15 protein-coding genes and 1 tRNA gene are annotated in these 12,989 nt (G+C 70.4%); 15 read left to right on the top strand and 1 reads right to left on the bottom strand.

Going from position 1 to position 12,989, the window contains the following annotated elements; all coding sequences use genetic code 11:
• Positions 1 to 61: 61 nt before the first annotated feature.
• On the bottom strand, positions 62 to 1,207 hold the full coding sequence (locus LUTJ29_RS0115020) for a pyridoxal phosphate-dependent aminotransferase (protein ID WP_027073221.1): 1,146 nt from the start codon (positions 1,205 to 1,207) through the stop codon (positions 62 to 64).
• 200 nt (positions 1,208 to 1,407) lie between these two features.
• On the opposite strand from LUTJ29_RS0115020, the gene LUTJ29_RS17805 reads away from it, so the two are divergent.
• From LUTJ29_RS17805 to LUTJ29_RS18755, 15 genes are all read left to right on the top strand, one after another.
• Positions 1,408 to 1,893 (top strand): DUF3293 domain-containing protein, encoded by a 486-nt coding sequence (locus LUTJ29_RS17805; RefSeq protein ID WP_043741768.1) that lies wholly within the window; start codon positions 1,408 to 1,410, stop codon positions 1,891 to 1,893.
• 34 nt (positions 1,894 to 1,927) lie between these two features.
• Positions 1,928 to 2,581: a heme ABC exporter ATP-binding protein CcmA gene (ccmA, locus tag LUTJ29_RS0115010; protein ID WP_027073220.1), complete on the top strand. Its 654-nt coding sequence runs from the start codon at positions 1,928 to 1,930 to the stop codon at positions 2,579 to 2,581.
• Positions 2,578 to 3,267 carry a heme exporter protein CcmB gene (gene ccmB / locus LUTJ29_RS0115005; RefSeq protein WP_027073219.1) on the top strand — a complete coding sequence of 230 codons (690 nt, stop codon included), beginning with the start codon at positions 2,578 to 2,580 and terminating at the stop codon, positions 3,265 to 3,267. The genes ccmA and ccmB overlap by 4 nt, the downstream gene beginning before the upstream one ends.
• Before the next feature lie 566 nt (positions 3,268 to 3,833).
• Positions 3,834 to 4,586, top strand: a complete 753-nt coding sequence (locus tag LUTJ29_RS0115000) for a heme ABC transporter permease (protein ID WP_027073218.1) — start codon at positions 3,834 to 3,836, stop codon at positions 4,584 to 4,586.
• Entirely contained in the window at positions 4,583 to 4,753 is a 171-nt protein-coding gene (gene ccmD / locus LUTJ29_RS0114995; RefSeq protein WP_027073217.1) for a heme exporter protein CcmD, read from the top strand. The genes LUTJ29_RS0115000 and ccmD overlap by 4 nt, the downstream gene beginning before the upstream one ends.
• Positions 4,750 to 5,232: a cytochrome c maturation protein CcmE gene (gene ccmE / locus LUTJ29_RS0114990; RefSeq protein WP_027073216.1), complete on the top strand. Its 483-nt coding sequence runs from the start codon at positions 4,750 to 4,752 to the stop codon at positions 5,230 to 5,232. Before ccmD ends, ccmE begins: the two co-directional genes overlap by 4 nt.
• 54 nt (positions 5,233 to 5,286) lie before the next feature.
• Positions 5,287 to 7,257: a heme lyase CcmF/NrfE family subunit gene (locus LUTJ29_RS17800; RefSeq protein ID WP_051323077.1), complete on the top strand. Its 1,971-nt coding sequence runs from the start codon at positions 5,287 to 5,289 to the stop codon at positions 7,255 to 7,257.
• The gene (locus LUTJ29_RS0114980) at positions 7,257 to 7,814 is read left to right on the top strand and encodes a DsbE family thiol:disulfide interchange protein (protein ID WP_027073215.1); all 558 of its coding nucleotides are present in this window, start codon (positions 7,257 to 7,259) and stop codon (positions 7,812 to 7,814) included. Before LUTJ29_RS17800 ends, LUTJ29_RS0114980 begins: the two co-directional genes overlap by 1 nt.
• Positions 7,811 to 8,266, top strand: a complete 456-nt coding sequence (locus tag LUTJ29_RS0114975) for a cytochrome c-type biogenesis protein (RefSeq protein WP_027073214.1) — start codon at positions 7,811 to 7,813, stop codon at positions 8,264 to 8,266. Before LUTJ29_RS0114980 ends, LUTJ29_RS0114975 begins: the two co-directional genes overlap by 4 nt.
• Positions 8,260 to 9,312 carry a tetratricopeptide repeat protein gene (locus tag LUTJ29_RS0114970; protein WP_027073213.1) on the top strand — a complete coding sequence of 351 codons (1,053 nt, stop codon included), beginning with the start codon at positions 8,260 to 8,262 and terminating at the stop codon, positions 9,310 to 9,312. The genes LUTJ29_RS0114975 and LUTJ29_RS0114970 overlap by 7 nt, the downstream gene beginning before the upstream one ends.
• Before the next feature lie 125 nt (positions 9,313 to 9,437).
• On the top strand, positions 9,438 to 10,550 hold the full coding sequence (locus tag LUTJ29_RS0114965; protein WP_027073212.1) for a homoserine O-acetyltransferase: 1,113 nt from the start codon (positions 9,438 to 9,440) through the stop codon (positions 10,548 to 10,550).
• Positions 10,551 to 10,588: 38 nt separating this feature from the next.
• The gene (locus LUTJ29_RS0114960; protein WP_027073211.1) at positions 10,589 to 11,047 is read left to right on the top strand and encodes a DUF2214 family protein; all 459 of its coding nucleotides are present in this window, start codon (positions 10,589 to 10,591) and stop codon (positions 11,045 to 11,047) included.
• Between the two features lie 40 nt (positions 11,048 to 11,087).
• A tRNA-Leu gene (locus tag LUTJ29_RS0114955) sits at positions 11,088 to 11,174 on the top strand.
• Positions 11,175 to 11,524: 350 nt separating this feature from the next.
• A complete protein-coding gene (locus LUTJ29_RS18760) occupies positions 11,525 to 11,743 on the top strand; it encodes a hypothetical protein (RefSeq protein ID WP_156911586.1) in 219 nt (72 codons plus the stop codon).
• A gap of 489 nt (positions 11,744 to 12,232) precedes the next feature.
• Positions 12,233 to 12,928 carry a hypothetical protein gene (locus tag LUTJ29_RS18755; RefSeq protein ID WP_198012640.1) on the top strand — a complete coding sequence of 232 codons (696 nt, stop codon included), beginning with the start codon at positions 12,233 to 12,235 and terminating at the stop codon, positions 12,926 to 12,928.
• The last annotated feature ends 61 nt before the right edge of the window (positions 12,929 to 12,989 follow it).

Here is a 12,989-nt window from a genome sequence, read left to right as displayed (position 1 = left end):
GCCATGAGCCTAGCCCATGGCCAACGGAAGGGGTAGCCGCGACCCGGACCCCCTGCGGGCGCTAGAGCCTTTGCAGGCGTTCGATCGCCTTGTCCAGGGTGGCCTCGTGCTTGGCGAAGCACAGCCGCGCCAGTCGCTGCCCGGCCGGCGGCGCATCGTAGAACGGCGACAGCGGGATCGCGGCCACGCCCTTCTCGATCGTGAGCCAGCGGCAGAACGCGGCGTCGTCCAGGTCGCTCACCTCCGAGTAGTCGACCAGCTGGAAATAGCCGCCGGGCACCGGCAGGGGGCGCAGCCGCGTGGTCGCGAGCTGTTCGCGGAAGCGGTCGCGCTTGGCCTGGTAGAACGCGCCCAGCTGCTCGTAATGCTCCGGGTGCGCCTGAAGCATCGTGGCGAACGCGTGCTGGCCCGGGGTGAAGGTGCTGAAGACGTTGTACTGGTGCACCTTGCGGAACTCGGCCGACAGCGCCGGCGGTGCGATGCAGTAGCCGATCTTCCAGCCGGTGCAGTGGTAGGTCTTGCCGAAGCTCGATACCACGAAGGCGCGCTCGCGCAGCGCCGGGTAGCGCAGCACCGACTCGTGCCGGCGGCCGTCGAACACGATGTGCTCGTAGACCTCGTCCGAGAGCAGGAACACGCCGGTGTCGGCGACGATCGACGCGAGGGCGCGCAGGTCGGCTTCCGAGAACATCGCCCCGGACGGGTTGTGCGGGCTGTTGACGATCAGCATCCGGGTGCGCGGCGTGATCGCCTCGCGCACGCGCTGCCAGTCGGGGGCGAAGGTCGCCGGGTCCAGCGGCACGTGCACCGCGCGCGCACCGGCCAGGTCGATGGCCGGCTCGTAGCTGTCGTAGCACGGGTCGAGCACCACCACCTCCTCGCCCGCGCGCACCACCGCGTGCACCGCGTTGAAGATCGCCTCGGTCGCCCCGCTGGTCACCGTGACCTCGGCGTCGGGGTCGGGACGGTGCCCGTAGACGCGCCCGGTCTTGTCGGCGATCGCCTGGCGCAGCGCCGGCACGCCGGTCATCGGCGCGTACTGGTGGTGGCCGTCGCGCATGGCCTGGTCGAGCGCCGCCACCAGCTCCGCCGGGACCGGGAAATCCGGGAAGCCCTGCCCCAGGTTCACCGCGCCGTGCTCCTGCGCCAGCTGCGACATCACGGTGAAGATGGTGGTGCCGACCTTCGGCAGCTTGGACTGGGTCATGTCGTCTCGGGCAGGGGCATGGGGACCGGCAGTTTACGATCCGGTTCCGATGGGTTACACCTGTCGGGATGTTGACCCCGAGCAGGCTTCGCACGGCGCTCCCCCGGCCCGCGGACGGCACGGTCGGCTGCGCGCGTGGCGGCCGCGGCGACCCCATCGGGCGGCACGCCCTCTGCCCTGCCAGGTACCACTGAGCGCGCATGGAGAACGCCGACCACCGGTTCGATGGCGCGCGCGTGGCGGCGCTGCTGGAGGCCTACCTCAGGGCCGAGTACCAGTGGCAGCACGGCGGCTCATGGCACGACATCGTCGTCGGCCTGCCCGCGCCCGGCCTCGAACTCGCCTACCCGGACGCGACCTCGTTCGGGATGCTCTCGGCCTGGAACCCGCAGTCGATCGAACGCAGCAGCGAGGAGAACCGCCACGCCGACGACGCCCTGCACGACGCCCTGCTGGCCAGCGGGCGCCGGTTCCTGCCGGCCTTCGCCCAGGCCCCGAACCGGACCTGGCGCGAGCCGAGCTGGCTGGTGATGGACATGGACGCGCCGGAGTTCGACGCGCTCGCGCGCCGGTTCGGACAGCTCGGGTCGCTGTGGTGGCGCCCGGGGCAACGGGTGCGGCTGCGCATGGACGCGGCGCGTCCGGACGAGCACCCCGACGACGCCAACGTCGACTGGCTACAATGACCGCGATGGCCGACCGTCGGCCGAAGCGCCCGTGATGCCCGACGCCCCTCCCGCCCCCGCGCCGCTGATCGACGTGCGCGGCCTGGGCTTCGCCCGCGACGACGTGCCCCTGTTCGGCCCACTGGACTTCAGCGTCGAGGCCGGCGAGGCCCTGCTCGTGCAGGGCGGCAACGGCGCCGGCAAGACCACCCTGCTGCGGGCGCTGGCGGGACTGCTCGACGGCGCGACCGGCGAGGTGCGCCTGCACGGCGTGGCCGCCGCCGCGGCGGCCCGCGCCGGGCAAGTGGCCTACCTCGGCCACTTGCCCGGGCTGAAGGCGGACCTCGGCGCGGTGGAGAACCTCGAATACCTGTGCGGCCTGCTCGGCCGGCGCGCGGGCGTGGACATCGTGCAGGCGCTGGGCATCGCCGGGCTGGCCGGCTACGAGGACACCCCGGCGCGCAACCTGTCGGCCGGCCAGCGCCGGCGCCTGGCGCTGGCGCGGCTGTGGCTGTCGCCGGCCCAGCTGTGGCTGCTCGACGAGCCCTACGCCAACCTCGACCTGCCGGGCATCGAACTGGTCAACCGCATGGTCCGTGCCCACCTCGACGCCGGCGGCGCGGCCCTGGTCACGACCCACGGCGCCTACGCCGCGCCGCCGGTGCGCACGCGACTGCTGGTGCTGGACCGGGCGGAGCAAGCCGCATGAGCGACGGCGCGCCCACCCTCGCGTCCGCTGCCCGTGCCCTCGTGGTGCGCGACCTGCGCCTGCTCTGGCGTCGCCGCGGCGACGCGCTGCAGCCGGCCCTGTTCGCGATCCTGGTGGTGGTGCTGTTCGCTCTGGCGCTGGGCAGCGAGCGCGACCTGCTGGCCCGCGCAGCGCCGGGCGTGCTGTGGGTGGCGGTGCTGCTGTCGGGGCTGCTGGCGCTCGACACCCTGTTCCGCGGCGACGCCGAGGACGGGTCGCTGGAGCAGTGGCGGCTGGCGCCGGTGCCGCTGGCCTGGCTGGTGCTGGTGCGGACCCTGATGCACTGGCTCACCACCGCCGTGCCGCTGCTGGTGGCGGTGCCGCTGCTGGCCGAGCTGATGTACCTGCCGCGCGGGCTGTGGCCGGTGCTGCTGGCCGCCCTGGCGCTTGGCACGCCGCTGCTGAGCCTGATCGGCGCGGTGGTCTCGGCCCTGACCGTGGGCATGCGCCGCGCCGGCGTGCTGCTGGCCCTTCTGGCGCTGCCGCTGTACGTGCCGGTGCTGGTGTTCGGCGCCGGCAGCGTGGCCCAGGCGGCCCAGGGGCACGACGCTTCGGGCGGGCTGCTGTTGCTGGCGGCCGGGCTGGTGCTGGCGCTGGTGCTGGCGCCGGTCGCAGCGGCCGGTGCGATCCGGATCGCGGCGCAGTAGCGCTGGCGGGGCAAGTTCGGTCGCGGCTGAAGCCGCTCCTACAGAATCGCTGCAACCGTTGTAGGAGCGGCTTCAGCCGCGACCGGCCCCGCATCGATCGACTTCCTCTGCCCCCGCTCCCTGTCGATCACCCCTCTCCGCCTGCTCGGCCTGCTTCCGCCTCCTCCTGCCGCTCCTACCTTCTCCTGCTTTCTCCATTCTCCTGCCTTCTCCTGGTTCGGCTGCCTCTTCCCGCCTCCTCCAGGTTCCGCTGCCGCTTCCCGCCTCCAGGTTCGGTCTGCCTCTTCCTGTCCCTTCGCGCCTGCGCTTGGCTCCCCGTGGCTCCCCCTGCCCCGGCCGCCCCGTCTCCCCCGTGCGCGCGCCGGTCCTGCCGCCTTGCCCGGACCGCGCCGGGCGGACGGCCGGGCGTCGCGGGCCGGCATGGGGCATCCTGTCCATCTCCCCGGGCTTGGCCCTGCCGGTCATGTCTGAAAAAATAGGCACTTGGCCAGGGATGCCGGCGCCCTGACGGGCCCTCCGGCGGCCCGACAGCCCCCTCCCCGCGAGCAGACGCCCTGATGTCCAACATGCACCCGGTGGTGCGCTGGTTCCACCAGCTCGGGTCACCCCCCTACTTCGACCGCTTCGCCGCGCGCTGGGCGCCGTGGGCGTTCGCCGCCGGCCTGGCGACCATGGCGGTGGGGCTGTACGGGGCGCTGTTCGTGGTCCCGCCCGACTACCAGCAGGGCGACAGCTTCCGGATCCTCTACATCCACGTGCCCTCGGCCTGGATGAGCCTGGCGATGTTCGCGCTGATGGCCGTCTACGGCGCGATCGCGCTCATCTGGCGGATCAAGCTGTGCGAGATCCTGGCCATGGCCTGCGCGCCGATCGGCGCCGCGTTCACCGCGATCACCCTGGCCACCGGCAGCATCTGGGGCAAGCCGATGTGGGGCACCTGGTGGGACTGGGACCCGCGCCTGACCTCGCAGCTGGTGCTGCTGTTCCTCTACTTCGGCGTGATCGGCCTGTACGCCGCGATCGAGGACCGCCGCGCCGGCGCGCGCGCGGCCTCGCTGCTGGCGATCGTCGGCGTGGTGATGCTGCCGATCATCCGTTACTCGGTGGTGTGGTGGAACTCGCTGCACCAGGGCCAGACGATCCGCGTGTTCGGCGAGTCGTCGATGGACGCGAGCATGCTGCCGCCATTGATCTGGATGGTGGTCGGGACCAAGTTCTGGGCGATCGGCTCGCTGCTGGCGCGCGCCCGCGCCGACAACCTGGCCCGCGAGGCCGGCAAGGACTGGGTCAGGCGCCTGGCCGGCGGGGGTGCGGCGTGAGCTACCTCGCCTACGTCGTGGCCGCCTACGCCGTGTTCGCGGCCGTGCTGCTGTGGGATTTCGTGGCCCCGCGCATCCGCATCGCCCAGGTGCTGCGCGCGGCGCGGCTGCTGGCGCGGCGCGAGGCCGCGCGCGGCCAGGCCCGGGAACAGGAACTGAAACGATGAACCCGACCCGACGCCGCCGACTCTGGTTCGTGCTGGCCCTGCTGGCCGCGGCGGCGGTCGCGGCCGTCCTGGTGGCGTCCGCGCTCCAGCGCAACATCGCCTATCTCTACACCCCCAACGAAGTGCTCTCGGGCACGGCCGGGGAGGCGGTGTCGTCGGGCGAAGCCCGCTTCCGCCTCGGCGGCATGGTCGCGACCGATTCGTTCCGGCGCGAGGAAGGCTCGCTGGAGGCGCGCTTCCGCGTCACCGACGGCGACGCCGAGCTGGAAGTCGTGTACGACCGGATCCTGCCCGACCTGTTCCGCGAGGGCCAGGCCGTGGTCGCCACCGGGCGCATGCGCGACGGCGTGTTCGTGGCCGAGGACGTGCTGGCCAAGCACGACGAGACCTACGTGCCGAAGGAAGTGGCCGACAAGATGGGCCTGGCCCACGCCAGGCACAACGTCGACGACGCGCCGCCCGCGGAGGCGACGCAGTGACGGCCCCGCTCTACGCCGCGCGGCATCCGTGCCGCGCACGACCGGTCGCGCCCCATGCTGCCTGAGCTCGGCCAGGCCGCGCTGCTGCTGGCGCTGCTCGCGGCGCTGCTGCAGGCGCTGTTCCCGCTGGCCGGCGCGGCCGGCAACCGCGCGGCGTGGATGGCGGTCGCGCGCCCGGCCGCGTTCGCGCAGCTGGCGCTGCTGGCCTGCGCGTACGCCGCGCTGACCGCGGCGTTCGTGCAGCAGGACTTCTCGGTCAAGTACGTCGCCGACAATTCCAACAGCCTGCTGCCGATGGTGTACCGCTACACCGCGGTGTGGGGCGCGCACGAAGGCTCGATGCTGCTGTGGGCGCTGATGCTCGGGATCTGGAACGCGGCGGTGGCCTCGTGGTCGCGCCGGCTGCCGGACCCGGTGATGGCGCGCGTGCTGGGCGTGATCGGCCTGGTCGCGATCGGCTTCCTGTCGTTCCTGGTCTTCACCTCGAATCCGTTCGAGCGCCTGCTGCCGGCCGCGGCCGAGGGCCACGACCTCAACCCGCTGCTGCAGGACCCGGGGATGATCATCCATCCGCCGATGCTGTACGTGGGCTACATCGGCTTCGTGGTGCCGTTCGCGTTCGCGATCGCGGCCCTGCTCGAGGGCCAGGTGGATGCGCGCTGGCTGCGCTGGACGCGCCCCTGGACCAACGTCGCCTGGGGCTTCCTCACCCTCGGCATCATGCTCGGCTCCTGGTGGGCGTACTACGAGCTGGGCTGGGGCGGCTGGTGGTTCTGGGACCCGGTGGAGAACGCCAGCTTCATGCCCTGGCTGGTGGGCGCGGCGCTGATCCATTCGCAGGCCGTGACCGAGAAGCGCGGCAGTTTCGGCGGCTGGACCCTGCTGCTGGCGATCGCCGCGTTCTCGCTGTCGCTGCTGGGCGCGTTCCTGGTGCGCTCGGGCGTGCTGACCAGCGTGCACTCGTTCGCCGCCGACCCGGGCCGCGGCCTGTTCATCCTCACCTTCCTGGCCCTGGTGATCGGCGGCGCGCTGGCGCTGTACGTCCTGCGCGCGCCCGGCCTGCCGCAGGGACGGCCATTCGCCGCGGCCTCGCGCGAGACGCTGCTGCTGGTCAACAACCTGCTGCTGGCCGCGGCCTGCGCGATGGTGCTGCTGGGCACGCTGTACCCGCTGCTGGCCGACGCGCTCGACCTGGGCAAGGTGTCGGTGGGCCCGCCCTACTTCGGCACCCTGTTCATCCTGCTGATGGCGCCGCTGGTGCTGCTGGTGCCGCTGGGCCCGCTCACCCGCTGGCAGCAGGAGCAGCCCTCCAGGCCGCTGGCGCTGCTGATGCCGTGGCTGGGACTGGCGCTGGTGCTGGCGGTGGTCGCGTACTTCATGGCGCCGCAGGGCCCGCTCAAGACCGCCGCCGGCGTGTTCGCCTCGGTCTGGGTCGGCCTGGGCACGCTGCGCTTCGCCTGGACCCGGCTGCGCGCCAGCGGACGCGCGTTCACGCCGGAGATGCTGGGCATGGTGCTCGGCCACGCCGGCATCGCCGTGTTCCTGGTGGGGGCGCTGCTGGTCGAGGCGCAGAACGTGCAGCAGGAAGTGGCGATGAAGGCCGGCGACACCGCGCGCATCGGCCGCTACGCGTTCCGCTTCGACGGCGTCGAGCGCGTGCAGGGTCCGAACTACATCGCAGACCGCGGCCTGGTGCAGGTGTCGCGCGACGGGCGCGTGCTCGCCATGCTGCACCCGGAGAAGCGCGCCTACGCCAGCGGCGGCCAGATCATGACCGACGCCGGCATCCACGCCGGCCTGTTCGCCGACAGCTTCGCCGCGCTCGGCGAGCCGCTGGGCGACGGGGCCTGGGCGGTGCGGCTGCAGATCAAGCCGTTCGTGCGCTGGGTCTGGGCCGGCGCCCTGCTGATGGCGCTGGGCGGGTTCGTCACCGCGCTCGACCGCCGCTTCCGCCGCGTCAGCGCCGACCCGCCGGCCCCGCGCGGACGCGATGGCGCCCCGTCCATGCCGGGAGGAGGCACCTGATGGCCGGCAACCGCCCCGTCCTGGCCGCGGTGATCGCGGCGGTGTTCCTGGGCCTGGTCGGCCTGCTGCTGTACGGGGTGCTGGTCTCGGACCGCGCCGACCGCACCGCGCTGCCCTCGCCGCTGATCGGCAAGCCGGCGCCGGAGTTCTCGCTGCCGGTGCTGCACGAGCCAGGACGCCTGTTCGAGTCGCGCGAGCTGGCCGGCCAGCCCTACCTGCTCAACGTCTGGGGCAGCTGGTGCCCGGGCTGCCGGGTCGAGCATCCGGTGATCACCCGCCTGGCCGAGACCAAGCGCATCCGCGTGGTCGGCTACAACTGGAAGGACGAGCACGCCGACGCGATGCGCTGGCTGGAGCAGTTCGGCAATCCGTACTGGCTGGTGTTGGTGGACTACGACGGCCGCAAGGCGATCGACTGGGGCATCTACGGCGCGCCGGAGACCTTCCTGGTCGATGCGCAGGGCATCGTGCGCTGGAAGCACGTCGGCCCGATCGACGGCACCGTGCTCGAACGCGACCTGCTGCCGGCGCTCGACGCCATCGGGGTGCCGCGATGAGCGCCCGCCCCGCCCTGCTCCTGCGCGTGCTCGCCGCGCTGCTGGTCGCGCTCGCCATCGGCGCCGTGCACGCGCAGGCGGTGCGCGACGCCACCCCGCTGGAGTTCCGCGACGAAGCCGAGGCCCGCCGCTTCCACGACCTGGTCGCCGAGCTGCGCTGCGTGATGTGCCAGAACCAGTCGCTGGCCGATTCCAACGCCCAGATCGCGCACGACCTGCGCCGCGAAGTCTTCGAGCTGATGCGCGAGGGCCGCAGCGACGCCGAGATCCGCGACTACCTCGTCGACCGCTACGGCGAGTTCGTGCTCTACCGCCCGCGCTTCGGCGGCCACACCTGGCTGCTGTGGCTGGGCCCGGTGCTGGTGCTGCTGGCCGGCGGCATCGTGGTGGCGAGGATCGTGCGCAGCCGCAGCCGCCAGCCGCTGCCGGTCGAGGAGGACCAGGAATGGTGAGCCCCGCCGTGCTGTACGCGGTGATCGTGCTGGCCGCGATCCTGCTCGCCGCCGCGGTGGCCTGGCCGCTGCGCCGCGGCTCGCCGCGCCTGTTCGTGGCGGTGCTGGTGGCGCTGCCGGTGATGGCGTTGTCGCTGTACCGCATCGTCGGCACGCCGCAGGCGCTGGACCCGGACGCGGTCCAGGTGGCCGAGGCAGGGATGCCGTCGATGGAAGAGGCGGTGGCCGAGCTCGAGGCCACGCTCGAACGCGATCCGGCCCAGCCCGAGGGCTGGCGCCTGCTCGCGCGCGCCCAGGCCGCGCTCGGCAACCGCGAGCGCGCCCGCGACGCCTACCTGTCCGCGCTGCAGCACATCCCCGACGACCCGGACCTGCTTGTCGAAGCCGCGCAGGCCGTCGCCCAGGCCCACCCCGACCACCTGTTCGACGCGCAGGCGCTCGGCCTGCTGCAGCAGGCGCTGGCCCACGACCCGGACAACCAGCGCGCCCGCTGGTTCATCGGCGTGGCCCACCGCCAGCGCGGCGAGGATGCGCAGGCGGCCGCGGTCTGGGAGGAACTGCTGCCGGTCGTGGACGCGGCCACCGCGAACGCGCTGCGCCAGCAGATCGCCCTCGCCCGCGATGCCGCGGGCCTGCCGCCGCTGCCCGCGCAGGACGCCGGCCAGGCGACCACGGGCCAGTCCGCGGCGCCCGCCGAAGGCCTGCGCGTGCGCGTGCGCCTGGACGAGGACTTCGCCGCGCGCGCGCGCCTCGACGGCGATGCGGTGGTGTTCGTGGTCGCCCGCGCCGCCGGCGGCCCGCCGATGCCGGTGGCGGTCGAACGCCATGCGGTGCGCGACCTGCCGCTGGACGTGGTGCTCGACGACGGCGACAGCCCGATGCCCACGGTGAAGCTGTCCACGCTGCAGGAGGTCGAGCTCGTCGCCCGCATCTCGGCCACGGGCAGCGCCAACCGCAGCGAGGGCGACCTCGAATCCGCGCCCGTGCGCGTGCGCGTGCCGGCGGACGCGCCGGTGGAGCTGGTGATCGGCGCGCCGCATCGCTGAGGCGCGATGCGGCATCCCGCGCCGCACCGGGGCGCGATGATTGCCGCCGCGACGCTTGTCCCCGGCGACCGCCGCGCCCGCCGCCGGTGTCGCTGCGCCCGCGCCGCCGCCGTTAGAATCGGCGCATGACCGAGTTCATCCCGCCTGGCACGCGCTGGGTCGACCTGCCCTCCCCGTTCCGGATGAAGCGCGGCGGCGTGCTCGAGCGCGGCCGCGTGGCCTACGAGACCTGGGGCACGCTCGACGCCGACCGCGGCAACGCCGTCCTGGTCCTCACCGGCCTGTCGCCGGACGCGCACGCGGCCAGCCGCGAGGACGACCCCACGCCCGGCTGGTGGGAAGCGATGCTCGGCCCCGGCAAGCCGATCGACACCAACCGCTGGTTCGTCGTCTGCGTCAATCCGCTCGGCAGTTGCAAGGGTTCCACCGGCCCGGCCTCGATCGATCCGGCCACCGGCGAGCCCTACCGCCTGCGGTTCCCCGACGTGTCGCTGGAGGACGTCGCCGACGGCGCCGCGCACGTGGTGCGCGCGCTCGGCATCGAACGGCTGGCCTGCGTGATCGGCAACTCGATGGGCGGCATGACCGCGCTCGCCCTGCTGCACCGGCACCCGGGCATCAGCCGCGCCCACGTCAACATCAGCGGCAGCGCCCGCGCCCTGCCGTTCTCGATCGCGGTGCGCTCGCTGCAGCGCGAGGCGATCCGCCTCGATCCGAAGTGGAACGAAGGCAACTACACCGAGGACAGCTATCCCGAGTCGGGCATGCGCATCGCGCGCAAGCTGGGCGTGATCACCTACCGCTCGGCGCTGGAATGGGACGGCCGCTTCGGCCGCGTGCGCCTGGACTCCGACCGCCCCGACGAGGAGCCGTTCGGCCTCGAGTTCCAGGTCGAGAGCTACCTGGAAGGCCACGCCCGCCGCTTCGTGCGCCGCTACGACCCCAACAGCTACCTCTACCTCAGCCGCTCGATGGACTGGTTCGACCTGGCCGAGTACGCCGACGGCGACGTCCGCGCCGCGCTGGCCGGGATCCGGCTGGAGAAGGCCGTGGCCATCGGCGCCCGCACCGACATCCTGTTCCCGGTGGAGCAGCAGGAGGAGATCGCCGAAGGCCTGGCGGCCGGTGGTGCCGACGCGCGCTTCATCGGCATGGAGTCGCCGCAGGGCCACGACGCCTTCCTCGTCGACTTCGAGCGCTTCGGCCCGGCGGTCTCGGGGTTCCTCGACGGCCTCTGAGGGTGCGAACATGGGGCGCCTGCACGGGAGTGCCCGCCATGTTCCGAGATTTCCTCCTCGCCTCGGCCCACCACCTGCTGCTGTTCGGCCTGGTCGCCATGCTGGCGATCCAGTCCGCCCTGCTCGCGCGCCCGATCGATGCCGCCGCCGCGCGCCGCCTGGTCGGCGTGGACCGCGGCTACGGCACCGCCGCCGGCCTGCTCCTGCTCGCCGGCCTCGCCCGCGTGCTCTGGGGCGTCAAGGGCGCCGACTTCTACCTGCACAACCCCTGGTTTCACGCCAAGGTCGGCGCCTTCGTGCTCGCCGCCCTGCTCTCGATCCTGCCCACCCTGGCCTTCATCGGCTGGCGCCGCCAGGCCACCCAGCAGCCCGGCTGGACGCCGGAGCCGGACCGCGTCGCGCGGATCCGCACCATCGTCCGGATCGAACTCGTCCTGGTCGCCCTGATCTTCGTCTTCGCCGCGGCGATGGCCCGCCACGGCGGCCTCGGCCTCTGAGCCGGGCCGCCCCGGCCCATCCGCTATACTGCGCCCCCGCGCCGGAGTGGCGGAATCGGTAGACGCAGCGGACTCAAAATCCGCCGCCCTCAAAAGCGTGTGGGTTCGAGTCCCACCTCCGGCACCAGGGTCTTCGCTGCGTGTGTTCCGCAGCGCGATCATCTCTCCATCCAGCGCCCCGCCGATCCGACCACAGGTGTCCGGATTGCCTGCGTCCCGTGCCGATGCGCTGATACGGACCGCCTCGTCCCCGGCCCTCGTCCGCCGACCCAACGGCCGAGCTACCAAGCATTTCCGGGGAATAATCGCCCTCCAGCCTGATTCAGGCAGGCCGCGCGGGACCATCCGCTGGCGAATGGGTGGGAACTCCCTGAGATCAGGGACTTGGCAATTTGACTGCACTCGATAGGCAGCGGAATACTCTGGCTATTCCCCGGATATGGGGTCTACTTGGTGTTAGGCGGCAAAGGACACCACATGGCTATTCAAGTGCAGCTTGAGGACGATGAAGCCCTGGTGCTTTTCGAGCTTTTGTCCTCTGGCATGCTGAGTTCCTCGTCGGATCCTGCCGAAGCACACGCACTCAGCGTTGTTCTGGCGCGCCTAGAGGAACAGCTCACTGCACCATTCGATGCGGACTATGCTGATCAAGTCGCGGCGGCAAAGAACGCACTGGTGGCCCGCTATGGCCAGTAATGCCATCGCCTGCCGCCTAACATTGCGTTCAAGCCGAAATTGCATCGCTACGCCGTCAACATGGCAGGAAGAACTTGCCATGTTGCCAGCTACGCGCTGCAATTCGGCTTAACTTGAGCGTTAGACCGCAGGAGAGATCATGGATGGCCAAGCCAACAACTCACTGAACCAAGCGAAGCAGTTCTCCTCGATGCCCGTTTCTATCGGACGTGCGCTGCTAGTCATAGCTCTGCTTGTTCTAGCTTGGTCATTTCTCCTTGCGCCAGACCAAACGGCCCGAGACCTTTCCAAGATCGTAGGTGCTGCGGTCGGCCTGTTCGGACTATTCGCATATGGGTTTGGCAAGCTCGTACTTGCCACAAATAAGTCGCCGCGTAAGGAGTAGCGCATGCGGTCTAACAGTTCATTCAAGCCGAACTTGTCCGCTAGCGCGGCCAAGTCGGCTTAATTCAGGTGTTAGGTGCCATGAGAACATCCGCACTGTTAATTATGAGTTTCCTCGCGTTTTCGGCATACGGGTCGAGACCGATCATGGGAGATGAGGCTTTGGCCTGCATAAGCGGCGGCATGCCTAGCAAGGTGGGGGAGATGCATGGCGTGTCGTTCAACAATGGATACGAATTGGATGCTCTGCGTCCAGGTACGTTCGCCTCCGCTGCTGTTCTCAAGTCAGCGAAACAACACAGTGCAACATTCATGGTTGACGGTTTGATCACTCAGACCATCAACTTCAGCTTCAACGACTTTCCTGGTAGCGATGTCTGCTTTCGTTATGACAACCGCGAGAAGATTTGGTCGGTGAGCAAAACCGAGCGAAACTTCTGCCAGAGCTGCAGTTCGGAAATTGAAGTACGAGTCGGCCTGTATCAATCAGAGCCATTCGCGCTCAATTCTCCCAATGCATCTACTGAGCCTTACAGGCTATACATGAGAGTTTTCCCTGGAAAGAAGATTGCATTGGTAATTTCACCTGCTACAGGCGAAGAGATTTCTCGGCAATTGCTTGAAGGTTCAGACATGGCCGGTGACAACTCATATGTGGAGTCTGACAACGGCATTACCTTCAGCTTTGGACCAACGCAACACACTGTTACCCCTGTCAAGGCAGGATCCGTGAGATTGATATCCATGTATGCAAACGGCAACATTGTGGAGAGAAATCTTTCATTTGTGAATCTCGATTAGCACCTAACAATTCATTCAAGCCGACGCCGCTTCGCGGCGCGGCTTAATTCAGGCGTTAGGC

Origin of the sequence: Luteimonas sp. J29, assembly GCF_000472505.1 — a bacterium.
In the GTDB taxonomy this organism is placed as follows: Bacteria; Pseudomonadota; Gammaproteobacteria; order Xanthomonadales; family Xanthomonadaceae; genus Luteimonas.
This window is presented reverse-complemented; position numbering and strand designations above follow the sequence as displayed.

Bases quoted from the DNA above. Each gene is read 5' to 3' on its own strand.
- LUTJ29_RS0115020 (WP_027073221.1), bottom strand. From the start codon at position 1,207: ATGACCCAGTCCAAGCTGCCGAAGGTCGGCACCACCATCTTCACCGTG.
- LUTJ29_RS17805 (WP_043741768.1), top strand. From the start codon at position 1,408: ATGGAGAACGCCGACCACCGGTTCGATGGCGCGCGCGTGGCGGCGCTG.
- ccmA (WP_027073220.1), top strand. From the start codon at position 1,928: ATGCCCGACGCCCCTCCCGCCCCCGCGCCGCTGATCGACGTGCGCGGC.
- ccmB (WP_027073219.1), top strand. From the start codon at position 2,578: ATGAGCGACGGCGCGCCCACCCTCGCGTCCGCTGCCCGTGCCCTCGTG.
- LUTJ29_RS0115000 (WP_027073218.1), top strand. From the start codon at position 3,834: ATGCACCCGGTGGTGCGCTGGTTCCACCAGCTCGGGTCACCCCCCTAC.
- ccmE (WP_027073216.1), top strand. From the start codon at position 4,750: ATGAACCCGACCCGACGCCGCCGACTCTGGTTCGTGCTGGCCCTGCTG.
- LUTJ29_RS17800 (WP_051323077.1), top strand. From the start codon at position 5,287: ATGCTGCCTGAGCTCGGCCAGGCCGCGCTGCTGCTGGCGCTGCTCGCG.
- LUTJ29_RS0114980 (WP_027073215.1), top strand. From the start codon at position 7,257: ATGGCCGGCAACCGCCCCGTCCTGGCCGCGGTGATCGCGGCGGTGTTC.
- LUTJ29_RS0114975 (WP_027073214.1), top strand. From the start codon at position 7,811: ATGAGCGCCCGCCCCGCCCTGCTCCTGCGCGTGCTCGCCGCGCTGCTG.
- LUTJ29_RS0114970 (WP_027073213.1), top strand. From the start codon at position 8,260: ATGGTGAGCCCCGCCGTGCTGTACGCGGTGATCGTGCTGGCCGCGATC.
- LUTJ29_RS0114965 (WP_027073212.1), top strand. From the start codon at position 9,438: ATGACCGAGTTCATCCCGCCTGGCACGCGCTGGGTCGACCTGCCCTCC.
- LUTJ29_RS0114960 (WP_027073211.1), top strand. From the start codon at position 10,589: ATGTTCCGAGATTTCCTCCTCGCCTCGGCCCACCACCTGCTGCTGTTC.
- LUTJ29_RS18760 (WP_156911586.1), top strand. From the start codon at position 11,525: ATGGCTATTCAAGTGCAGCTTGAGGACGATGAAGCCCTGGTGCTTTTC.
- LUTJ29_RS18755 (WP_198012640.1), top strand. From the start codon at position 12,233: ATGAGTTTCCTCGCGTTTTCGGCATACGGGTCGAGACCGATCATGGGA.